Genomic DNA, 21,334 nt, shown 5'->3' with positions numbered 1-21,334 from the left:
CTCCAGTGTCCTGGATTACCGTCGTGGCATGACGCTCACCCCCTCCACCACGCCATCGTCACAGCAGACTCTCACCGAAGACGGGCTGAAGTTCGTCGGTGAATACCACCTCGCGACACTCACGACGTTGCGTCCTAACGGCACCCCACACGTCGTTGCCGTCGGGTTCACCTGGGACCAGGAAGCCGGAAAAGCGCGCGTGATCACCAGCGGTGGCTCACAGAAGGCGATCAACGCAGCGCGTAGCGGATACGCCGCCGTCAGTTCGGTCGACGGTGGCCGCTGGCTCACGCTCGAGGGGCCGGCACGCGTGCTCACCGACGCGGACTCCGTGGCCGACGCCGTTCGGCGCTATGCCGAGCGGTACCGCCAGCCACGGGTCAATCCCGCGCGCGTGGTCATCGAAATCGACGTCACACGCATACTCGGGTCCGCTGCGTTCAAGAAAAGCTGATCAGGCGAGGACAGTCAGGCCGTGCGGACGGTTGTTGAACGACTCGCAACCGTCGGCGGTCACGACGACGATGTCCTCGATACGGGCACCCCAACTGCCGCGGAAGTAGATTCCCGGTTCGATGCTGAAGGCCATACCTTCGACGAGTTCGATGGTGTTGCCCTCGACGATGTACGGCTCCTCGTGCACGGACAGCCCGATACCGTGACCGGTGCGGTGAACGAATACCTCTGCAAGACCTTGTGCGGCAAGCACTTCGCGGGCTGCAACGTCCACGGATTCTGCGGATACTCCCGGCCGCACCGAATCGACGGCGGCCTGCTGCGCCGCCTCGAGTACCGCGAACTGCGCTGCAACCTCCGCGGACGGCTGCCCCATGCTGTACGTGCGGGTGGAATCAGAGTTGTATCCGGGCTCGACCGGTCCGCCGATATCGATGACCACGATATCGCCGCTCTCGATCACCCGGTCCGAAACCTCGTGATGTGGATCGGCGCCGTGCGGGCCCGAACCGACAATCACGAACGCCGCCTCAGTGTGCCCCTCTTCGAGAATCGCCGCCGAAATCGCCTCGCCCACTTCAGCTTCCGTACGTCCGACGACCAAGAACTCGGCCATGCGGGCGTGAACACGGTCGATGGCCGCACCGGCTCGCCGCAATGCCTCGATCTCGGCGCCGTCCTTGACCATCCGCAATTCGCGCAAGACGCCGGTGGCGAGAATCGGCAACGCGCCCAAGGTGTCTGCGAGCGGGATCAGATGCAGCGCAGGCATCGCATCCGTCACCGCAACCTTCGCGCCGGTCGGGAGTTGCGCCGCCACAATCGCATACGGGTCGACACCGTCGACCCAGTCGAGGACGGTCAACCCGAGATCGCCCACTGCCGATTCCTTCAGCGACGCCAACTCCAACCGAGGAAGTACGACGGACGCCTTCGCCGTGTCCGCGGCGATGACCAACGCGGTCAAGCGCTCGAACGAGTCAGCCCGAGAACCCGTCAGGTACCGCAGATCCGGACCTGGAGTCACCACCAGACCGTCGAGTCCTGCTGATCGAGCCAACTCCGCGGCGCGAGCGATACGTGCGCCGTACACGGCGCTGGAGAATCGGGAATCCTGTTCGGCTGGAGACGTCATGGCTTACAGGTTAGTGCCGACTGGCAGGATGGTGACCATGAGTGGGCCATTGCTTCTCCTCGACGGTGCCAGCCTGTGGTTTCGTGCGTTCTACGCGCTGCCCGAGTCATTCGTCGATCCCGACGGAAGACCTGTCAACGCGGTGCGCGGTTTCACCGACATGGTTGCTTCCCTGATCACCAAACACGAGCCGAGTCGTCTCGCCGTGTGCCTGGACTTGGACTGGCGACCGCAGTTCCGCGTCGATGCAGTCCCGACGTACAAAGCACATCGCGTCGAGGAAGGCTCTGACGGTGCGTCCGAAGAAGTTCCGGACACGTTGACGCCTCAGGTCGACATGATCATGGACGTGCTCGCTGCAGCGGGTATCGCGACGGCGGGTGCAGTCGGACTCGAAGCCGACGACGTACTGGGAACGCTTGCCGCCACCGAGCGCGAAGATCTCACCATCGTCGTCAGCGGTGACCGCGACCTACTGCAGGTCGTCACCGACGAGTACGTACCTGTCCGTGTCCTGTACGTGGGCCGTGGCCTGTCCAAGGCGGAACTCTTCGGACCGGTCGAGGTTGCGGAGAAGTACGGAGTACCCGGTGACCGTGCGGGCGAGGCTTACGCCGAACTCGCGGTACTGCGCGGAGACGCCTCCGACGGTCTACCCGGCATCAAGGGTGTCGGTGAGAAGACTGCGTCGACACTGATGCTCCGTTACGGCTCGTTGGCCGGACTTCGGGCGGCCGCAGCTGATCCTGAATCGGATATGGCCAAGGGGATTCGCGCAAAACTGACCTCACCTGAGGCAATGGCTTACCTTGATGCTGCGTTGCCGGTCGTACGAGTGGTTCGCGACGCGGACGTTCAGTTCTCGAAGGACGACCGACTCCCGGCGACCCCCGTCGATCCCGCACGCCTCGAGGAAGTGGCGGCCTCGCTCAACATCGAGCGCTCGGCCGGCCGGCTTGCCGCCGCGCTCGAGGCTGCGGCGGCAGGCCGTTCCGACCAATAGGGCGTCAGCTCGGGCGGCTGACCTCGTACGTGCCGTTGTCGTCGACAAACGTCACGGTCACGTTCGACTTCACACCTGCGATCGAAAGCGTGCAGGTGAACTTGTTGCCTGACTTGACTTCCTGGTCCGCGGGGCACTGAACGTTGCTCACGTTCTTCGCCCCGTAGGACTCGGTGACGATCTTCTCGACGCCGGCCTGAGCCGCGCTCTGATCGAGTGTGTTCTTGCCGAAGACTCCGAACACCAGGGCCACCACGACAGCGGCAAGAACGACGAGAACGCCGATCGCACCGAAGATCAGGGGCTTCTTCGACTTACCCGACTGGTTTCCGGGCGCACCGGGACTCGGGAACGGCTGAGCCTGGTTCCACTGGTTCTGCTGTCCCGGAGTCTGCCCGGGGGCCGTGGCGCCCCACGCCTGCTGCGGTGCGGCAGCCGGAGGATGACCCCACGCCTGGGTTGCGTCAGGTGACTGCTGTTGCCCGGGCTGACCCCACGGCTGTGCGGGAGGTTGTTGCTGGGGTTGTCCCCACGGCTGTTGCTGGCCGGGTTGTCCTTGTCCAGGCTGTTGCGGCTGACCGTACGCAGGCTGACCACCCGGCTGGCCGTAGGCAGGTTGTCCCCACGGCTGTTGCTGGCCGGGCTGCTGACCGGGCTGCGGTGTTTGACCAGTCTGACCCCACGGCTGTTGCTGGCCGGGCTGCTGACCAGGCTGCTGTTGTCCGCCCGGCTGCTGAGGATTCTGCCCCCACTGCTGCTCGTTCGGCTGCTGCTGATCACCAGGACCCCATTGCCGATTCGGATCGTTCGGTCCGTAAGGCCCGCTCATGTTCGCCTCCCACTCGAAATACCAGTCTGCGAATCAAACCACATAGTTGCGGTCATGCTGCGTCGACAGCAACTACCCCGCGACGAATTGCAGCTACCGCCCGCGCCGCAGTCTTCGCGACGTCGGCATCCGTCGAAGTCAGGCGGACCTGATCGAGGAGATCGATCACCTGACGACACCAACGTACAAAATCACCTGCAGACAGCGCACGACCCTGCACTCCGGCCGCGATCAGTGCGTCGACAAGCGAGTTTTCGCTCGCCCAGTGATAAACGGCAGTGACGAATCCGAGATCCGGTTCCCGCGTCGGCGGCAGCTTGTGGCGAATCTCGTCCGACCGCAGTTCGCTCCACAATCGTTGAGTGTCGTTGAGGGCGTGACGAAGCGCCGCTGTCGGCACTCGATCCACGGTGTCCCCGTCCCGACGTGATTCGTAGACCACCGAGGACACGACGGCCGCCAACTCGGCCGGGCTGAGGCCTGTCCACGCCCCGGTCCGCAGGCATTCGGCGACCAGAAGGTCGCTTTCCGAGTAGATGCGGCTGAGTCGTCGTCCGGATTCGGTGACTTCGGGCGCTGCTTCGGCAGTCATGTACTCACGCTCTTTGAGTAGCGCAATGATGCGGTCGAACGTCCGCGCCAACGAGTTGGTGGTGGCCGCAGCCTTTTCCCTCATCGACTGCGTTTCCCTGGCCAGCCGGTTGTAGCGCTCACCGATCCGGCTCAGATGTTCACGATCGGGCCAGCTATGGCACGGATGCGAGCGAATAGCACGTCGCAAAGTAGCGACCTCGGCATCTTCGGACGCGCCGGCCTTGTGGCGCTTCTTTCGCCGGGGGGCACTGATCCCGGTACTACGCAACGCCGAGGCCAGATCGCGCCGGATCCGGGCGGTGTGGTGATCGACATGCTTGGGCAGTCGCATCTTTCCCAGAACGTCGGCTGCTTCCGGGAAATCACCCGAGGAGAGTCGGCCGGCCCACTGGTCGGCAGTCAGAACCAGCGGACGCGGGTCCTTCGGATCGTTGTCCGGGACGAGGACCACCGCCACCCCGGAATGACGACCGATGGGAATTGCGATCACGTCACCGCGGGCGAGTACACGAAGGGACTCCACCGCATCTCCGCGTCGGTCTTCGCGGCCCTTACGTTCGAGCGCGCGCTCGCGCGCACTGAGCCGCTCACGCAACGACGCGTATTCGAAGTATTCGCCGTCCGCACCGCCGAGTTTCTCCTGCAAACCCTTCAGTGCTTCTTCGTTCCGCTCGATGCCACGCACCAGGCCGACCACCGAGCGATCCGCTTGGAACTGCGCGAAGGAACGTTCGAGCAGCTTCCGTGAATCCGCCGCGCCCATGCGCTCGACGAGATTGATCGACATGTTGTACGAGGGGCGGAACGAACTGCGGAGCGGGAACGTCCGTGTCGACGCCAAGCCGGCGACATCCGTCGGCTCGACCCCGGGCTGCCACAGGACCACAGCGTGGCCTTCGACGTCGATGCCGCGTCGGCCGGCCCGACCCGTCAGCTGCGTGTACTCCCCCGGCGTCAGTTCGGCGTGCGATTCACCGTTGTACTTGACCAGACGTTCGAGCACCACCGTGCGTGCCGGCATGTTGATGCCGAGGGCCAGCGTCTCGGTCGCGAAGACCGCCCGCACGAGTCCCTTGACGAACAGTTCCTCGACTGTCTGGCGGAATGCCGGCAGCATGCCGGCATGGTGAGATGCCAGTCCGCGTCGTAGTGCCTTGCACCAGTCCCGATATCCGAGAACTTCGAGATCCTCTTCGGGTAGTTCCCCGGTGTGTTTCTCGATGATGGTGTCGATCTCGCGGACCTGCTCCGGCGAAGTGAGATCCAGTCTGGACCGCAGGCACTGTGCAAGAGCCGCATCACAACCGGCGCGGCTGAAGATGAAAGTGATGGCCGGGAGCAGTCCGGACTGATCGAGCTGAGCGATGACGTCAGGTCGTGGCAAGGGCCGGAAATCGTTGGAGCTCTGGTAGCTGCCGCGTCGTCCGCGGCCACGCGGCTGCCAGCTCTCGACGCGTTCGAGAGCCTGACGCTGCTTGACGTGGCGAACCAGATCCTGGTCGACGAGCACGGTCTTCGGCCCGGCAGCAGGATGACTACGACTGTCGAAGAGATCGAAGATTCGCCTACCGACCATGATGTGCTGCCACAGCGGGATCGGCCGAGTCTCGTCCACGACCACAGTGGTGTCGCCGCGGACGGTTTCCATCCAGGCACCGAATTCTTCGGCATTGCTCACGGTCGCCGACAAACTCACCAGGCGTACGTCCTCGGACAGGTGCAGGATCACTTCCTCCCACACCGCCCCACGGAACCGGTCGGCCAGGTAATGCACTTCGTCCATGACGACGTGCGAAAGCCCGCGCAGTGCCTCGGAGTTGGCGTAGAGCATGTTCCGCAGGACTTCGGTGGTCATGACGACCACCGGTGCGTCGGAGTTGATACTCGAATCACCCGTCAGCAGACCGACTTCGCCGGGGCCGTACCGCTCGACGAGTTCGGCGTACTTCTGATTGCTCAACGCTTTGATCGGCGTCGTGTAGAAACACTTGCGGCCCGCCGCCAGAGCCAGGTGGACAGCGAACTCGCCGACCACGGTCTTGCCTGCACCGGTCGGCGCGCAGACAAGGACGCCGTGGCCCGCTTCGAGCGCAACGCATGCCTTCACCTGGAATGGATCGAGTTCGAACTTCAGGCTGGACGCGAACGTGCTCAGTTCACTCTTGTTCATAACCACCTCGTCAGGGTTTCACACGCCGCCGACGTGGTGGCACGGCGCTCAGAGAGTGTCAGTGAAATCCTGGCCGGGCGCGTTGTCGCCGGCGGTGTCGGATTTCTCCGCGACCGGAGCCTTGGACTTGGACCTACGTCCGAACAATCCACTCGATTCGGCCTTGGGTTTGGTCGGATTGTCGAAAGCCTCGTTCAGATCGGACGGAGCCGAGATGGAGGAAGCTTCCTCGTCGGACAGTGCGCCCCAGTCTTCACCGGCGCGCTTGGCCTTACGTTTGTCGTTGAGGCGAGCGATCTGTACCGCGACCTCGAAGAGAAGCGTCAGAGCCAGCGCGAGCGCCAACATCGAGAACGGATCCGACCCTGGCGTGGCAACTGCAGCGAATACGAAGAGCCCGAAGATCAATCCTCGACGCCAGGCCTTCAAACGCTCGTACGTCAGAATGCCGGCAAAGTTCAACACGACGACGAGCAGTGGAATTTCGAAGCTGACGCCGAAGATGAGCAGCAGATTGATGATGAAGCCGAAGTACTCAGAACCACTGAGCGCGGTGATCTGGACGTTGTCACCGATGGTCAGGAGGAAGTGCAAAGCCTTCGCCACGACGAGGTACGCCAGGATTGCGCCGAGAATGAAGAGAGCGGCACCTGCGGTGACGAATCCGACCGCGTAGCGACGCTCTTTGGCGTAGAGGCCCGGGGTGATGAATGCCCACAATTGGTAAAGCCACACCGGGCAGGCAAGAACGATGCCGGCGGTGAGCGCCACTTTGAATCGCAGCATGAACTGCTCGAACGGCCCGGTCGCCAGCAATCGGCACGCGTCGTCGGTGCTGAGGTTGGCGCGACTCTCGGACGGAAGCTCGCAGTACGGTCCGCGAAGCAGATCGCCCAGACTTTCGAGACCGAGTATCGAGTGTGAATACCAGAAGAAGCCGAACGCCGTTGTGATGATCACGCCGAGGAATGCGAACAACAAACGAGTCCGCAATTCGTACAGGTGGTCGACCAACGACATGGTGCCGTCTGGGTTGACCTTCCGCTTGCGGTTACGCGGGTCTAACGGAATACGCACTGTGCATCCTGGTCTTGGTCAGCAGACAACCGGGGTGAACGAATATTTCACCCCGGCTAGAACGCAGTGTGTACTAGAGCGGCTTGACTTCAGTCGGCTGCGCAACAGGTGCTGCTGCACCGTTTGCGACGACCGCGGTGTTGGCCGTCGGCAACTGTGCCGGAGCAGGCTGTGCGACCGGCGCGCTTGCGGGCGCCGCATCGTCGTTCTGCATTTCCTTGACTTCGCTCTTGAAGATGCGGAGGGAACGACCCAGACCGCGTGCTGCATCGGGAAGCTTCTTCGACCCGAACAGAATTACGACGACAACAGCGACAATCAGCCAATGCATCGGCTGCATTGCACCCATAACGACCTCCCATGATCAGATTCCTCGATGCTACCGGACACAACCGGCGCTCGGAGCTGCCAAAGCACTTACTTCAGCTACCTTTTACCTGTTTGTTTCCTGCGAACTCACTGAACGTGAAGTTTCCCGAAGTTTTACGAACCGATTACGTCATAGGCGTCGAGCGCCGCAACGGCTCGATCATGGACTTCGGAGACCAGTTCCGGCGGATGAAGGACCCGAACGCCCTCACCGAATCCCAACACCAGCCTTGCCATCCATTCAAGTGTTCCGAAACTCATCGTCGCCTCGACCGACCCGTCGTCGTTCACGTGCTCGACGTCCAACGGGTAGTAGTCGAGCATCCACACCCACTCTTTGGTGATGAACAACCGCGCTTCCGGAAGGGAACCGTCGCCGCTGAACAATTCGAGATTCGAATCCTCCTCGAGGGCCTGCGGCGGCGGGTCGGCGGGCTCGTCGAGTTGGACGGCGGCGTCGATCCGATCGAATCTGAACAACCGCACTCCCTCGGCTTGACGGCACCACGCCTGGAGGTAGCTGTAGTTGTCGACCAACACGATACGAACGGGGTCGACGATGCGCTCGGAGACCGCGTCGCGCGAGGCGGAGTAATACGTCAATCGCAGGGCGGTCTTGTCTGCGAGCGCGGCTCTGACCGTCGCTGCTATCGGGTCTTCGGCGATGTCCGGCGCCGGCGATGTGTCCCGGTCCTGACCGATGGCTCGTGCCGCGGCCGAGCCTGCTGCGTCCTCGATCTTCGCGATGGCACGCTGCGCCGAGGACGGATCGACCATGCCGGGCATTTCCACCAAGGACCGCAGGGCGATCAGCAACGCCGTCGCCTCCGTCGAGGTGAGGCGCAACGGGCGATCGATCCCGGCCGAGAACGTGACCTCGATACTTTCCTCGGAGAAGGACAGGTCGATGAGATCACCGGGACCGTAACCGGGCAGTCCGCACACCCACAGTTGATTGAGGTCGGTCATCAGTTGAGTGGTGCTGACACCGAGCTCCTCGGCGGCCTCGGCGGGACTGATGCCAGGATTTGCGATGAAGTACGGCACGAGGTTGAGCAGCCGTGCCAACCGCGACGACAGTCGATTGCTCATCAGTGGTCCCCCTGTCCATTGCCGGTGATCGGGCTCGCCGCGGCGGCGCGCAGCTTCGCGACGACCTCAGCACGCAAATCCGGTGGGTCCAGCACCAATGCGTCCAACCCGTGACCGGCGATCAACCGAGCGGTCCATTCCCAGGATCGGACGGGGATGGCCAGCACGCTGCCGTCGCGATCGGTCAACCGCCGTTCGGACGACGACGTCGCAAGCCGCCGAAGCTCATGGGCGCGGCCGTCTGCGACCCACACCGTAGCCGTCCCGGTCACGACGCCCGAACCGGTCACGCGATCGACGACCTCGCGAAGGTCGACACCTTCAGGTTTGTGAACCGAACCGGCCGGGCCGAACTCCCTGACGTCGTCACCGATCCGTGAGAGCCGGAAGGTCCTCACCGCATCACGGTCGACGTCGTGCCCGACCAGGTACCACTTGCCGTTGTGCGTGACGACGCCCCACGGTTCGACGGTGCGCTCGGTGAACGGTTCGTTCAATGCGCCGCGGTGCTGAAAATGAACTGCTCGGCCGGCGTCGACCGCTGCAAGAAGCTTGCCGAGCGCGGGCTCCGAACCGCGGGTGCGCGCGGGAATCGCGGTGACCGGGGCGGCACTGACTTCTGAGTCGACCTGGACGCCGGCCGCTCGGAGTTTGAGTAGTGCACTCTGGGCTGCCGAAATCAGTTCCGGCGACTCCCACAACTGCACCGCGACGGCGACTGCAGCAGATTCCTCGCTGGTGAGGTCCACGTCCGGAAGCTCGTAGGCATTGCGATTGATCCGATACCCCTCGACGGTCGAGAACCGTCCTGCCAGACCGGTTTCCAACGGGACACCCAGGTCACGAAGTTCGTTCTTGTCGCGCTCGAACATGCGACTGAACGCTTCGTAGTTCGCGGAATCGTTGTACCCGGCCACACTGTCACGGATTTTCTCCGCCGTGAGGAACTGTCTGGTGGACAGCAACGCGATCACCAGGTTCATCAACCGCTCGATTTTTGATGTCGCCACGCCGAAATCCTAGTGGCTATCCGATAACCGAACGCGCGCCGGACACTTTCGTGCCCGGCGCGTCGCCGCAAAACAGACCTGCTGTGTTGTAAATCGTGAAATTGGGTGACCTACATCGAAGCGATCAAACGCTCGACACGCTCGTCGACGGAGCGGAACGGGTCCTTGCACAGCACCGTTCTCTGTGCCTGATCGTTGAGCTTGAGGTGAACCCAGTCGACTGTGAAGTCCCGGCCTGCTGCCTGGGCTGCGGTGATGAAGTCGCCCCGCAATTTGGCGCGCGTGGTCTGCGGCGGATTCTCGACGGCGTCGTCGATCGTCTCGTCCTCGGTGACCCGCTTGACCAAGCCCTTGCGCTGGAGAACGTCGAAGACGCCCCGGCCGCGTTTGATGTCGTGGTAAGCCAAGTCGAGCTGCGCGATCTTGGGATCGGACAGGTCGAAACCGTGACGGTCCTGGTAGCGCTGGAACAGCTTGCGCTTGATGACCCAGTCGATCTCCGTGTCGACCTTCGCAAAATCCTGAGCTTCGACGGCATCGAGGGTGCGACCCCACAGGTCGACTACCTGCTCCACCTGCGGGTCCGGTTCGCGGTTACGCAGATGTTCGACTGCCTTGGCGTGGTATTCGCGTTGAATATCGAGGGCACTGGCCTGACGTCCACCAGCAAGGCGAACCGGCTTTTTACCGGTCACGTCGTGACTGACCTCGCGGATGGCACGAATCGGGTTGTCCAGCGCGAAATCGCGGAACGACACCCCGGCTTCGATCATCTCGAGCACCAGTGCGGCAGAACCGACCTTGAGCATCGTCGTCGTTTCGGCCATGTTCGAATCGCCGACGATCACGTGCAGGCGGCGGTACTTCTCGGCGTCCGCGTGCGGTTCGTCGCGGGTGTTGATGATCGGACGCGAGCGAGTGGTAGCCGACGAGACGCCCTCCCAGATGTGTTCCGCGCGCTGCGAGAGGCAGAACGTCGCGGCCTTCGGAGTCTGCAGTACCTTTCCGGCGCCGCAGATCAACTGGCGCGTGACGAGGAACGGCAACAAGACATCCGAAATGCGGGAGAACTCACCGGCGCGCGCGACGAGAAAGTTCTCGTGGCAGCCGTACGAGTTTCCGGCCGAGTCGGTGTTGTTCTTGAAGAGATAGATGTCGCCACCAATACCCTCCTCGGCGAGTCTCGCCTCGGCGTCGATCAGCAGTTCTTCGAGCACACGCTCACCGGCACGGTCGTGATTGACCAGCTGGATGAGGCTGTCGCACTCGGCCGTCGCGTACTCCGGGTGCGAACCCACATCCAGGTACAAGCGAGCTCCGTTACGGAGGAAGACGTTGGAGCTGCGACCCCACGACACGACACGACGGAAGAGGTAACGAGCAACCTCGTCGGGGCTCAGTCTCCTGTGCCCGTGAAAGGTGCAGGTAACGCCGAATTCCGTCTCGATACCCATGATTCGTCTCTGCACACTTCGACAGTACAACCAGAATGCGAGGTTCACCCGTGTACTTCGATCGCGTCGTAAGTCACGACTCGACAACGTCGGGCGGCAGCATAGTGTGACGGTGTGAGCCTTATTCGCCGAAAAGTTGTCCGAAGCGACGTCAAAGTCATGGAAAGCACTGGAGCACTGCGCCCTTCCGTGCTCGACCCGACCATGCGGTTTCTCTCCAGAGCCGCCGATCACGGCGTTTTGTGGATGGTTGTCGCCGCCTTGCTCGCGATGATCGGCGGGCGGCCCCGTAGGGCAGCAGCACGCGGGCTGCTCGCACTGGCCGGTTCCAGCGCGCTGGCCAACGGCATACTCAAGCCCCTCTTTCCCCGCCGACGCCCACCGGCACGCGTCTGGCTGAGCCCGAAGCGAGGCGTCGACATTCCGACGTCGTCCTCGTTCCCCTCCGGACATTCGTCTTCGGCCGCGGCATTCACCGCGGCAGTGGCCATGGAGTCCCCGGTTGCTGGAGCTGCTCTCGCACCACTGGCCGCAGCAGTGGCGTACTCACGCGTTCACAACGGAGTCCACTGGCCGTCCGACGTCTTCGCAGGCCTCGCGGTCGGCGGTGCTATCGCTGCCGGCACGCGTCGTTGGTGGGCGGTGCGCGACGAAGAACCCGCCGAACTCGGACCCGAGTGCGTGGTTCCCGCGCTCCCGCGCGGAGAAGGCTTGTTGGTCTTCACCAATCCTGGTTCAGGCTCCGAGGACGACGGGATCGTGGAATCGATTCGAGAACTACTACCTGCGGCGATCGTCTACGAGTTCGACGCGGACATCGACTTCGACATGCAGATCGATGCCAAGATCCCCGAGCTCTCGCCGAAAGCGTTGGGTGTATGCGGCGGCGACGGAACAGTGGTCACGGTCGCGACCGCGGCGACAAAGCACGAGCTACCACTTGCGGTTTTTCCCGGCGGAACATTGAACCATTTCGCCCGCGACGTCGGGGCGGTGAATGTCGAGGAGACCGCACAGGCAGTCGAGTCCGGTCAGGCGGCATTCGTCGACCACGCGGTGGTGCGCACGGATTCCGGAGTGACTGCACGGTTTCTCAACACAGCCAGCCTCGGTGGATACCCGGATGCTGTGCGCCTGAGGGAAAAATGGGAACCACGATTCGGTAAGTGGCCGGCCGCAGGAGCCGCGATGATCCGGGTTCTCGCAGCGGCGGAGCCGATGACGGTCACCATCGACGGGAAGCGGACCACCATCTGGATGCTGTTCGTCGGAAACGGGCGATACTCCCCCGCCGATCAGGTGCCGATGTCGCGTCCGGAGATGAACCGTGGACTACTCGACGTCCGCTATCTGCGCGCGGACAAGAAATTCTCGCGCTCACGTCTGCTGTTTGCGGCTGCCACAGGAACATTGGGCAGCTCGCGGGTCTACGTTCGCGAACTCGTCTCGTCGATGTCGGTTCGAGTCGCCGATTCACCGGTAGCCATCGCCACCGACGGTGAAGTGGTGGCAGACGCGCGCCGGTTCGATTTCGACACCGAACCGGGCGCGGTGGCCGTCTACCGAGTCACTCAGTAACTCCAGACCTGCAGTAACTCCCAGACCTACGGAGTATCTACGAGGGTGCGTCGCCGTTTGCCGGCGGCGCATCCTCGACTGCTGCCGGAGCTGGAAGCATCTCTTCCAAAACCGTTCCAGCGATCCGTTTGAACGCACGGCGTGGACGATTGCTGTCGAGTACGGCAACCTCGAGTGCACTCACATCGAGAGTTCGTGGTTCCGCCTCAGTGGTTCCGGCCGGTGCCGGGCCGCCCTTTTGGAGCGCCCCGACTGCAATCCGCACTGCGGATTCGAGGTCGAGGTCTCGCTGGTACGACTCGCGCATCGCCGTCACGATCGGTTCGGTCGTGCCGCCCATGACCACGAATTCCTGCTCGTCCGCGATGGATCCGTCGTACGTGATCCGGTAGAGCTGAGCCGGCGTACTGCTTCCGAAGCGACCGATCTCGGCAACACAGATCTCGACCTCGTACGGCTTGGGCTGCTCGGTGAAGATCGTTCCCAGGGTTTGTGCGTACGCATTGGCGAGAGAACGCCCGGTTACGTCCCGACGGTCGTACGAGTACCCACGCATGTCTGCGTGGACGATGCCCGCGCGGCGCAGATTCTCGAACTCGTTGTACTTGCCCACTGCCGCGAATCCGAGACGGTCGTACAGTTCGCTGACCTTGTGCAGAGCACGCGACGGGTTCTCGGCGACAAAGAGCACTCCGTCGCGGTAGGTGAGAACGACGACGCTGCGCCCGCGGGCAATTCCCTTGCGCGCCAATTCCGAACGATCGCGCATGATCTGTTCGGCTGATGCGTAGTACGGCATCGTCATAGCGCAGACTCCCCTTCCGGACTCGCGGTCGCCGTGCGAGCCGCGACGATCTCCCGGGCGATCTCGGCAGCCCTGCTGGGCGACAACTCCACAGCGCCGGCCGAGGTGATGGTGACCGCCGTCGGATAGATCCCTCGTGTCAGATCAGGACCACCGGTAGCCGAATCGTCATCTGCCGCGTCGTAGAGCGCCTCGACGGCGAACCGAAGCGCGGTGTCCTCGTCGATTCCCGGTGAATACAGCTTCTTGAGCGCCGATTTCGCGAACAGGGAGCCGGATCCGACTGCGTGATAGCCCGCGCGCTCCTCGTATCGCCCACCGACGACGTCATAGGAGACGATGCGACCGGCGGTGGACGGATCGACCGCGTCCAGGTCGTAACCCACGAGCAGTGGCACAACCGCCAAACCTTGCATCGCTGCTCCGAGATTTCCTCGAACCATCGACGAAAGTCGATTGGCCTTGCCGTCGAACGTGAGTGGGACGCCTTCGATCTTCTCGTAATGTTCGAGCTCGACCGCGAAGAGCCGGACCAGTTCGATTGCGATCCCGGCCGTACCGGCAATACCCGCAGCCGAGTAGTCGTCCGTGACGTACACCTTCTGCACGTCACGGCTGGCGATGAGATTGCCCATCGTCGCTCGGCGATCACCCGCGAGCAGAACACCACCCGCATAGCTGATCGCGACGATGGTGGTGCCGTGCGGAGCTACGTCTCCCCCGCCCATGACAACACCTCCTGTGTCGGCGAAGCGGTTCTGCGGAAGATGCTCCGGTGCATGCACCCGAAGGTATTCCGAGAATGACGACAGATTCGAGCCGAAGCTCAACCGTGTGTCCCCGTCTGTGATCCGGGGCGCGCGATCCACCGTCACTGGCCGCCCTTCTGGACGTAGGCACGGACGAAGTCCTCGGCGTTCTCTTCCAACACGTCGTCGATCTCGTCGAGCAGGTCGTCGGTTTCTGCAGCGAGCTTCTCGCGACGTTCCTGGCCGGCACTGCCGTCGCCACCAGTGGTTTCGTCGTCTTCGCCGCCACCGGCACGCTGCGTCTGTTCTTGAGCCATCGCCGTCGACCTCCTTGTGTGAAGGGAGCTCTCGCGAGCATCCTGTTCGGCCCAGCAGAGTCGGTAACTGATCCCGCTCGGACCTTCACCCTACCGAGCGGCACCGTCAGGTGTGGAGAGACGCGACGGCGAGCCGCATCGGCTGATTTCAGTGAGTGAGCTGATCAACCAGTTCCGCGGCGCTGTCCACGGAGTCGAGCAACGCTCCGACGTGCGCTTTGGTACCTCGAAGCGGCTCGAGGGTGGGGATACGGATCAACGATTCACCGCCGAGATCGAAGATGACCGAATCCCAGCTCGCGGCCGCGATATCGGCCCCGAATCGGCGTAGGCACTCGCCCCGGAAGTATGCGCGAGTGTCGGTGGGAGGGTTCGTGACCGCGTCGAGAACCTGCTGTTCGGTGACAAGCCGCTCCATGGAGCCGCGAGCAACCAGGCGGTTGTACAGGCCCTTGTCGAGTCGCACGTCGGAGTACTGCAGATCCACCAGATGCAATCGCGGCGCCGACCACGTGAGTCCCTCACGATTGCGGAACCCTTCGAGCAGACGCAGTTTGGCCGGCCAGTCGAGGATGTTCGCGCACTCCATGGGATCGCGCTCGAGGAGATCGAGAACCATCGCCCACTTGGCGACGATATCGTCCGCTCGCGGATCACGATCGGCCTCACGGTCGAGGAACTTCGAGACACGTTCGAGGTAAATGCGTTGCAGCGCAAGCCCTGTCAGTTCACGTCCGTCGGCCAGCGCAACGGTCTTGCGCAGAGTGGGGTCGTGACTGATGTGGTGGACGGCCGTGACCGGACGCGCCAGTTGCAGATCGGTGAGGTCGACACCTGCCTCGATCAGGTCGAGTACCAGCGCCGTTGTTCCAACCTTGAGGTACGTCGACATCTCCGCGAGGTTCGCGTCACCGATGATGACGTGCAGGCGGCGATACTTGTCCGCATCCGCGTGCGGTTCGTCGCGGGTGTTGATGATTCCGCGCTTGAGAGTGGTCTCGAGGCCTACTTCGACCTCGATGTAGTCGGATCGCTGCGAAAGCTGGAATCCGGCCTCGTCGCCGGACTGACCGAGACCCACACGACCGGAACCGCAGATCACCTGCCGGGACGCGAAAAACGGCGTCAATCCGGTCACTATCGAGGCGAACGGGGTCTCACGTGAGCAGAGGTAGTTCTCGTGCGTGCCGTACGAGGCACCCTTGCCGTCGACGTTGTTCTTGTACAGCTGGAGCCGAGGCGCACCCGGCACGCTGGATGCGTGCCGCGCAGCCGCTTCCATGACGCGTTCGCCGGCCTTGTCCCAGATCACGGCGTCGAGCGGGTCAGCGACCTCGGGCGCCGAATACTCCGGATGTGCGTGGTCGACGTACAACCGTGCCCCGTTGGTGAGAATCATGTTCGCGGCGCCGATCTCGTCCGCGTCGATCACCGGCGCGGGACCGCTCATTCGCCCCAGATCGAAGCCTCGGGCATCTCGCAGCGGAGATTCGACCTCGTAATCCCAGCGTGTGCGCTTGGCCCGTGGCACGCCCGCTGCGGCGGCGTAGGCAAGCACCGCCTGGGTTGAAGTGAGAATCGGATTCGCCGACGGCTCACTGGGTGAAGATATTCCGTATTCGACCTCGACACCGATGATCCGCTGCATGACACAAGAGCCTATGTGATTGCGGCGCGGCACCCACAGGCGTGGCACAGTTGGAGGAATGCACCAACCTCTCACCGCAGACCTGAATCCCGCGGACGAGGTAGTCGCCGTGTACGACCGGACGGGTAATCCGATCGGCCGAGCACCACGTTCGGTCGTCTACTCGGGTGGGCTCTGGCACGCGAGTGCGGGCGTCCTGGTTCGTACCGGGGACGGCTCCCGCATCTACGTCCATCGCCGAACCGACACGAAAGCGGTGTTCGGGGGCTATCACGACTGTCTTGCCGGAGGTGTCGTCGATCCAGGTGAGACGCCGCAGGAAACTGCGATCCGTGAAGTCGGTGAAGAACTCGGAATCTTCGGAACGGCAGACCAGCCACTCCGACTGACGGAGATCGCTCGAAAATCCTGGGACGGCGAGTGGAACAACTCTCCGTTGCGCTGTCACCTGTTTGCGTTCGAACTCAGATACGACGGGCCGATGGCACATCAGCCCAGCGAGATCGCCGAAGGTTGGTGGTGGACGCCGAAAGAACTCGGCGCCCACCTGCAGGACCCGTCGTGGCCGTTCGTTCCGGACTCACGCGCGCTGCTGGCCGACTATTGCTGGAGCTGAACACCGCTGGGACTGAACACCGCTGGGACTGAACACTGGTGGGACCTGTGATCAGCCCGGGGTGATCGCCGAGAGCCAAGCAGCGAACGCGCTGGGGTTGCGGGTCTGCGCGAGAACGCGTCCTGGGCCGGTGAAGTCGAAGACAAATCCTTCACCGGACTTCATCGACTGAATGGTGCGCCCCTGAACGGCGCGCCGCATGTTGAAATTCATGCCGAGGTCGTAGGCGACCACGTGACCGGTATCGATCGTGACCGTCTCGCCTGGCTGCAAGTCGATGACGTCGATCGCGCCGTAGACGGCCAGCACTACTTCACCGTCGCCACTTGCCCGCAGGCCGAAGCCGCCCTCACCGCCGAAGAGGTTGGACATGCCGCCCCACTTGGACTCGACCGTCACACCGTAGGAGTTGGCCAACCAGGTTCCACGGTTGAGGAAGAACGGGCGATCAGAGGTGATGGTCAGCGGGATCAGATCTCCGGGAAGCACACCAGTCACGTCGACCCAACCACCTTGCTGCGGAGCGGTATACGTCGTGACGAAAAATGATTCGCCGCTCAGCATCGACCGCTTGAGTCCCTGCAGGACGCCGCCCTGCGCCTTCGCTTCGAGTACTACGCCGGCAGAATGCGCGAGCATCGCCCCGCTCTCCACGCGCAGCGGTTCGCCGGGCGCGAGGTAGCAGCGAGCGACTGTGGACGACGGATTGTGTCGAAGATGTATCTGCACGGCGGGACTCTAAACCAGCGCGACCGACCGGTCCAATCGCAACGAAGTCAACGGCAGCGACGCAGAGATCGGGCCGACAACTCTCGCGGAGTGGCCGGCCCGATCGATGTTCGTTTCGTTACAGGTACTGGCCCGTGTTCGACTCCGTGTCGATCGCGCGGCTCGCACTGGCGTTCTTGCCCGTGACGAGAGTGCGGATGTAGACGATCCGCTCACCCTTCTTGCCCGAAATACGTGCCCAGTCATCAGGATTGGTGGTGTTGGGCAGATCCTCGTTCTCGGCGAACTCGTCGACGATGGAATCGAAGAGGTGCTGCACACGCAAGCCCGGAGCACCGGTGTCGAGTACCGACTTGATCGCGTACTTCTTGGCGCGGTCGACGATGTTCTGGATCATCGCACCCGAGTTGAAGTCCTTGAAGAACAGAACTTCCTTGTCGCCGTTGGCGTAGGTGACCTCGAGAAAACGATTCTCTTCGCTCTCCGCGTACATGCGATCGACGACGCGAACGATCATCGCCTTCAAGCATGCAGTGCGATCGCCACCGAACTCGGCGAGGTCGTCCGCATTGATCGGCAGACCGTCCACCAGGTACTTCGAGAAGATGTCCTGAGCGGATTCCGCGTCGGGGCGCTCGATCTTGATCTTCACATCCAGTCGGCCGGGACGCAGGATGGCCGGGTCGATCATGTCCTCACGGTTGGACGCGCCGATGACGATGACGTTCTCGAGCCCTTCCACGCCGTCGATCTCGCTGAGCAGCTGCGGAACAACCGTTGTCTCGACGTCGGAGGAGACTCCCGAACCACGGGTACGGAAGATCGAGTCCATCTCGTCGAAGAAGACGATCACCGGAGTGCCCTCGGACGCCTTCTCACGAGCACGCTGGAAGATCATCCGAATGTGACGCTCGGTTTCGCCGACGAACTTGTTCAGAAGTTCCGGGCCCTTGATGTTCAGGAAGTAGGACTTGGCGTCCTTGCTGTCCTGACCGCGGGCTTCTGCGATCTTCTTGGCCAACGAGTTGGCGACGGCCTTGGCGATGAGCGTCTTGCCGCAACCAGGCGGACCGTAGAGCAGTACACCCTTCGGCGGCCTCAGCGAGTACTCGTGGAACAGATCCTTGTGGAGGAACGGGAGTTCGACGGCATCACGGATCTGCTCGATCTGACGCCCGAGACCACCGATGTCGTCGTAGTGAACGTCCGGAACTTCCTCGAGAACCAGATCTTCGACCTCGGCCTTCGGGATGCGCTCGAAGGCGTACCCGGCCTTGGTGTCGACGAGCAACGAGTCGCCCGGACGCAGTTTCCTGGTCGGAGAATCGGCGTCGTACGCGATGATATCGGCTTCGGGGTCGGCGAAGACGGCTGCCAACGGCGCTGCGAGCCAGACGATGCGCTCTTCGTCGGCATGACCGACCACCAGTGCGCGCAAGCCGTCGTCGAGTACCTCACGGAGCGTGCTGATCTCACCGACCTGCTCGTAGGTGCCGGCCTCGACGATGGTGAGTGCCTCGTTGAGGCGAACCGTCTGCCCGAGGGCGAGGGTGTCCGTGTCGATGTTCGGTGAGCACGTCAACCGCATCTTGCGACCCGACGTGAACACGTCGACGGTCTTGTCCTCGTGTACCGAGAGAAGGACTCCGTAACCGCTCGGCGGTTGACCGAGTCTGTCGACTTCTTCACGAAGCGCGATGAGCTGCTGACGGGCCTCTTTGAGGGTGTCCATCAACTTGCTGTTTCGGATGGACAACGAGTCCACCTTCGACTCCAGCTCACGCACCTGCTCCGGCGATTGTGCAAGTTGTCGGCGCAGTACTTGTGCTTCCACTCGTAGCGCGTGGAGTTCTTCTGCTGCCGCAACCGAATCCGGGTTCTCTGTCGAGCTCATGTGCGTCTCCTCCCAGTGCGATCCATCAACGCTACCGGCATAAGGCCCCAACTGTCGCCAGACACGGTGCGCGAGTGCGAATTCACACCTGCGCGCGGACCGTGCCGACTGGTCTCGAGCCAGAATTTGGTCATGTTAGCCTTGCCTACAAGATGGAGACAGCGCCTGTCTCTCTTTACAACGAAAGGTAACGCTGTGATCATCCGCAAGACTCTCATCAGCGCTTGTGCTGTCGCTGCCGTCCTGACCATGGGTGCATGCAGCTCGGACGACAACAAGGATTCGACGGCTGCAAGTTCGACTTCCGCCGCCGCCTCGAGCACCACAGCCAAGGCCTCGGCTTCCGCCACGACGTCAGCTGCCGCTGCCGCAGCGGCTCCGACGGCCGAGGAGCTCAACGCTTCGCTCGTCGCTCTCATCGATCCGGCCAAGCCGATCGAGGAGAAGACCGCTCTGGTGGTCGACGGAACCAAGCGTCAGGCCAACATCGAGACGATGAGTGCTGCGCTGGGCGGTAACCCGGCCTACGCGATCACGTTCAACGTGGACAACGTCAAGGTCGACGGTCAGACCGCAACCGCAGACGTCGCCGTCGTCAGCCCGCACGGCGCCGCCCCGGCCACCCCGTGGACCTGGGAGCTCGAAGACGGCTCCTGGAAGCTGTCCGACACCTCGGCATGCGTGCTCCTGGAAATGGGCCGCGCTTCCTGCACCGCATAACTTCCAGCTACGACAAGAGCGGCGATCCGGATACCGGATCGCCGCTCTTGTTGTTTTCGTGTGACTACTTGGCCGCGGTGTTCGAGCCCTTGCCCGCACGCCGCTGCGGCTTCGGGGTGACAGTTCCTTCGGCGAGACGACGAGCGCTCACGAGGAACGCGGTGTGGCCTTGCATCCGATGTTCGGGGCGCACCGCCAATCCGACGACGTGCCAACCGCGCACGATCGATTCCCACGAGCGGGGCTCGGTCCAGCATTCCTGCTCCCGCATCGCCTCGACGACCTTCGAGAGCTGAGTAACGGTCGCGACGTAGACGATCAACACGCCGCCCGGCACGAGTGCCTGCGAGACGGCGGGCAGGACGTCCCACGGGGCCAGCATGTCGAGTACGACGCGATCGACCTTGCCTCCGTGCGCTTCCGGATCGAACTCGGCGAGATCGGCGATGGTCAGTTCCCAGTTCGGCGGACGTTCCCCGAAGAAGGTCTCGACGTTGCGAACCGCATGTTCGGCATGATCGTCGCGGACCTCGTAGGAGATGACCTTGCCCTCGGGTCCGACGGCACGCAGCAGCGAACATGTCAGTGCGCCGGAGCCGGCTCCGGCCTCGAGCACGCGTGCCCCTGGGAACACGTCGCCTTCGTGGACGATCTGAGCTGCGTCCTTCGGGTAGATGACCTGGGCACCGCGCGGCATGGACAGCACGTAGTCCACCAGCAGGGGGCGCAATGCGAGATAGGGCGTGCCGTTGACCGACTTGACGACGCTGCCCTCGTCGGCACCGATCAGATCGTTGTGAACGATTCCGCCCTTGTGGGTGTGGTATTCGCGGTTCGCCTCGAGAACGATCGTGTAGTGGCGTCCCTTGCCGTCGGTCAGCTGTACTCGGTCGCCGACGCGGAACGGACCTGACGGCCGCTTGCCCGGTGCAGTGAGATCAGCTTCTGGAAGCTCTTGTTCGGGAATCTCGGCGACAGCGGACTGCACAACCTCATCCACTTCGGTCGTGCCTTCTTCTGGTTGCAGCTCGTTCGCCATGCGCAGATGATCCCTGTTCGCTTGTTTCCGGTGTCCTCGCCACCGGCTCC

Annotated in this window: 20 protein-coding genes; 5 read left to right on the top strand and 15 right to left on the bottom strand. The window is 62.9% G+C overall.

All coding sequences use genetic code 11. The features are described from left to right. Positions 1-28: 28 nt before the first annotated feature. Positions 29-454, top strand: a complete 426-nt coding sequence (locus ABIE52_RS06825; RefSeq protein WP_192712396.1) for a PPOX class F420-dependent oxidoreductase — start codon at positions 29-31, stop codon at positions 452-454. Here the strand turns inward: ABIE52_RS06825 and ABIE52_RS06820 are convergent, their stop codons facing one another. Further along, the gene (locus ABIE52_RS06820) at positions 455-1,591 is read right to left on the bottom strand and encodes a M24 family metallopeptidase (protein ID WP_064114375.1); all 1,137 of its coding nucleotides are present in this window, start codon (positions 1,589-1,591) and stop codon (positions 455-457) included. It abuts the gene before it with no gap. A gap of 37 nt (positions 1,592-1,628) precedes the next feature. Here ABIE52_RS06820 and ABIE52_RS06815 point away from each other — a divergent pair, with 37 nt between their 5' ends. Continuing rightward, entirely contained in the window at positions 1,629-2,594 is a 966-nt protein-coding gene (locus tag ABIE52_RS06815) for a 5'-3' exonuclease (RefSeq protein WP_192712395.1), read from the top strand. A gap of 4 nt (positions 2,595-2,598) precedes the next feature. Here the strand turns inward: ABIE52_RS06815 and ABIE52_RS06810 are convergent, their stop codons facing one another. The 7 genes from ABIE52_RS06810 to pafA form a co-directional block, all read right to left on the bottom strand. Then, positions 2,599-3,423 carry a DUF4333 domain-containing protein gene (locus tag ABIE52_RS06810; RefSeq protein ID WP_192712394.1) on the bottom strand — a complete coding sequence of 275 codons (825 nt, stop codon included), beginning with the start codon at positions 3,421-3,423 and terminating at the stop codon, positions 2,599-2,601. 52 nt (positions 3,424-3,475) lie between these two features. Continuing rightward, on the bottom strand, positions 3,476-6,187 hold the full coding sequence (locus ABIE52_RS06805; protein WP_192712393.1) for a DEAD/DEAH box helicase: 2,712 nt from the start codon (positions 6,185-6,187) through the stop codon (positions 3,476-3,478). A 48-nt stretch (positions 6,188-6,235) separates the two neighbouring features. Beyond that, positions 6,236-7,264, bottom strand: a complete 1,029-nt coding sequence (gene tatC, locus ABIE52_RS06800; RefSeq protein WP_192712392.1) for a twin-arginine translocase subunit TatC — start codon at positions 7,262-7,264, stop codon at positions 6,236-6,238. Positions 7,265-7,337: 73 nt separating this feature from the next. Beyond that, positions 7,338-7,613 (bottom strand): Sec-independent protein translocase subunit TatA, encoded by a 276-nt coding sequence (gene tatA, locus ABIE52_RS06795; protein WP_003944836.1) that lies wholly within the window; start codon positions 7,611-7,613, stop codon positions 7,338-7,340. A gap of 134 nt (positions 7,614-7,747) precedes the next feature. Then, a complete protein-coding gene (locus ABIE52_RS06790; RefSeq protein ID WP_030536343.1) occupies positions 7,748-8,725 on the bottom strand; it encodes a helix-turn-helix transcriptional regulator in 978 nt (325 codons plus the stop codon). Further along, positions 8,725-9,735 (bottom strand): helix-turn-helix transcriptional regulator, encoded by a 1,011-nt coding sequence (locus ABIE52_RS06785; protein ID WP_003944939.1) that lies wholly within the window; start codon positions 9,733-9,735, stop codon positions 8,725-8,727. The genes ABIE52_RS06790 and ABIE52_RS06785 overlap by 1 nt, the downstream gene beginning before the upstream one ends. Positions 9,736-9,845: 110 nt before the next feature. Next, positions 9,846-11,204: a Pup--protein ligase gene (gene pafA / locus ABIE52_RS06780; protein WP_007729869.1), complete on the bottom strand. Its 1,359-nt coding sequence runs from the start codon at positions 11,202-11,204 to the stop codon at positions 9,846-9,848. Positions 11,205-11,348: 144 nt separating this feature from the next. Between pafA and ABIE52_RS06775 the strand changes: the two genes are divergently transcribed. Continuing rightward, the gene (locus ABIE52_RS06775; protein WP_172827081.1) at positions 11,349-12,767 is read left to right on the top strand and encodes a bifunctional phosphatase PAP2/diacylglycerol kinase family protein; all 1,419 of its coding nucleotides are present in this window, start codon (positions 11,349-11,351) and stop codon (positions 12,765-12,767) included. 37 nt (positions 12,768-12,804) lie between these two features. Here the strand turns inward: ABIE52_RS06775 and prcA are convergent, their stop codons facing one another. The 4 genes from prcA to dop all read right to left on the bottom strand — a co-directional run bounded on the left by prcA (position 12,805) and on the right by dop (position 16,286). Further along, a complete protein-coding gene (prcA, locus tag ABIE52_RS06770) occupies positions 12,805-13,572 on the bottom strand; it encodes a proteasome subunit alpha (RefSeq protein WP_003945006.1) in 768 nt (255 codons plus the stop codon). After that, the gene (gene prcB, locus ABIE52_RS06765) at positions 13,569-14,447 is read right to left on the bottom strand and encodes a proteasome subunit beta (protein WP_030536341.1); all 879 of its coding nucleotides are present in this window, start codon (positions 14,445-14,447) and stop codon (positions 13,569-13,571) included. The genes prcA and prcB overlap by 4 nt, the downstream gene beginning before the upstream one ends. Continuing rightward, positions 14,444-14,638 (bottom strand): ubiquitin-like protein Pup, encoded by a 195-nt coding sequence (locus ABIE52_RS06760; protein WP_003944925.1) that lies wholly within the window; start codon positions 14,636-14,638, stop codon positions 14,444-14,446. The genes prcB and ABIE52_RS06760 overlap by 4 nt, the downstream gene beginning before the upstream one ends. A 148-nt stretch (positions 14,639-14,786) precedes the next feature. Next, positions 14,787-16,286 carry a depupylase/deamidase Dop gene (dop, locus tag ABIE52_RS06755; RefSeq protein ID WP_192712391.1) on the bottom strand — a complete coding sequence of 500 codons (1,500 nt, stop codon included), beginning with the start codon at positions 16,284-16,286 and terminating at the stop codon, positions 14,787-14,789. Between the two features lie 58 nt (positions 16,287-16,344). Here dop and ABIE52_RS06750 point away from each other — a divergent pair, with 58 nt between their 5' ends. After that, positions 16,345-16,902 (top strand): NUDIX hydrolase, encoded by a 558-nt coding sequence (locus ABIE52_RS06750; RefSeq protein WP_007729886.1) that lies wholly within the window; start codon positions 16,345-16,347, stop codon positions 16,900-16,902. 51 nt (positions 16,903-16,953) lie between these two features. Here ABIE52_RS06750 and ABIE52_RS06745 read toward each other — a convergent pair whose 3' ends face one another. Both ABIE52_RS06745 and arc read right to left on the bottom strand, forming a co-directional pair. Beyond that, positions 16,954-17,631 (bottom strand): TIGR00266 family protein, encoded by a 678-nt coding sequence (locus ABIE52_RS06745; RefSeq protein WP_064444616.1) that lies wholly within the window; start codon positions 17,629-17,631, stop codon positions 16,954-16,956. Between the two features lie 118 nt (positions 17,632-17,749). Continuing rightward, positions 17,750-19,525, bottom strand: coding sequence for a proteasome ATPase (gene arc / locus ABIE52_RS06740; RefSeq protein WP_003944870.1), 1,776 nt, complete (start codon positions 19,523-19,525; stop codon positions 17,750-17,752). A 195-nt stretch (positions 19,526-19,720) separates the two neighbouring features. Between arc and ABIE52_RS06735 the strand changes: the two genes are divergently transcribed. Beyond that, the gene (locus tag ABIE52_RS06735) at positions 19,721-20,245 is read left to right on the top strand and encodes a WKL family lipoprotein (protein ID WP_003944789.1); all 525 of its coding nucleotides are present in this window, start codon (positions 19,721-19,723) and stop codon (positions 20,243-20,245) included. Between the two features lie 64 nt (positions 20,246-20,309). On the opposite strand, the gene ABIE52_RS06730 is transcribed toward ABIE52_RS06735, so the two are convergent. Next, complete coding sequence (locus ABIE52_RS06730; RefSeq protein WP_042919726.1) at positions 20,310-21,233, bottom strand: tRNA (adenine-N1)-methyltransferase; 924 nt, start codon at positions 21,231-21,233, stop codon at positions 20,310-20,312. Positions 21,234-21,334: the final 101 nt, after the last annotated feature.

Origin of the sequence: Rhodococcus sp. OAS809, from assembly GCF_040546695.1 — a bacterium.
GTDB classification, from domain to species: domain Bacteria; phylum Actinomycetota; class Actinomycetes; order Mycobacteriales; family Mycobacteriaceae; genus Rhodococcus_F; species Rhodococcus_F qingshengii.
Note: the sequence above shows the minus strand (reverse complement) of the source record. Positions and strands in the feature narration are given on the sequence as shown.

Bases quoted from the DNA above. Each gene is read 5' to 3' on its own strand.
- ABIE52_RS06825 (WP_192712396.1), top strand. From the start codon at position 29: ATGACGCTCACCCCCTCCACCACGCCATCGTCACAGCAGACTCTCACC.
- ABIE52_RS06820 (WP_064114375.1), bottom strand. From the start codon at position 1,591: ATGACGTCTCCAGCCGAACAGGATTCCCGATTCTCCAGCGCCGTGTAC.
- ABIE52_RS06815 (WP_192712395.1), top strand. From the start codon at position 1,629: ATGAGTGGGCCATTGCTTCTCCTCGACGGTGCCAGCCTGTGGTTTCGT.
- ABIE52_RS06810 (WP_192712394.1), bottom strand. From the start codon at position 3,423: ATGAGCGGGCCTTACGGACCGAACGATCCGAATCGGCAATGGGGTCCT.
- ABIE52_RS06805 (WP_192712393.1), bottom strand. From the start codon at position 6,187: ATGAACAAGAGTGAACTGAGCACGTTCGCGTCCAGCCTGAAGTTCGAA.
- tatA (WP_003944836.1), bottom strand. From the start codon at position 7,613: ATGGGTGCAATGCAGCCGATGCATTGGCTGATTGTCGCTGTTGTCGTC.
- ABIE52_RS06790 (WP_030536343.1), bottom strand. From the start codon at position 8,725: ATGAGCAATCGACTGTCGTCGCGGTTGGCACGGCTGCTCAACCTCGTG.
- ABIE52_RS06775 (WP_172827081.1), top strand. From the start codon at position 11,349: ATGGAAAGCACTGGAGCACTGCGCCCTTCCGTGCTCGACCCGACCATG.
- prcA (WP_003945006.1), bottom strand. From the start codon at position 13,572: ATGACGATGCCGTACTACGCATCAGCCGAACAGATCATGCGCGATCGT.
- ABIE52_RS06760 (WP_003944925.1), bottom strand. From the start codon at position 14,638: ATGGCTCAAGAACAGACGCAGCGTGCCGGTGGCGGCGAAGACGACGAA.
- dop (WP_192712391.1), bottom strand. From the start codon at position 16,286: ATGCAGCGGATCATCGGTGTCGAGGTCGAATACGGAATATCTTCACCC.
- ABIE52_RS06750 (WP_007729886.1), top strand. From the start codon at position 16,345: ATGCACCAACCTCTCACCGCAGACCTGAATCCCGCGGACGAGGTAGTC.
- arc (WP_003944870.1), bottom strand. From the start codon at position 19,525: ATGAGCTCGACAGAGAACCCGGATTCGGTTGCGGCAGCAGAAGAACTC.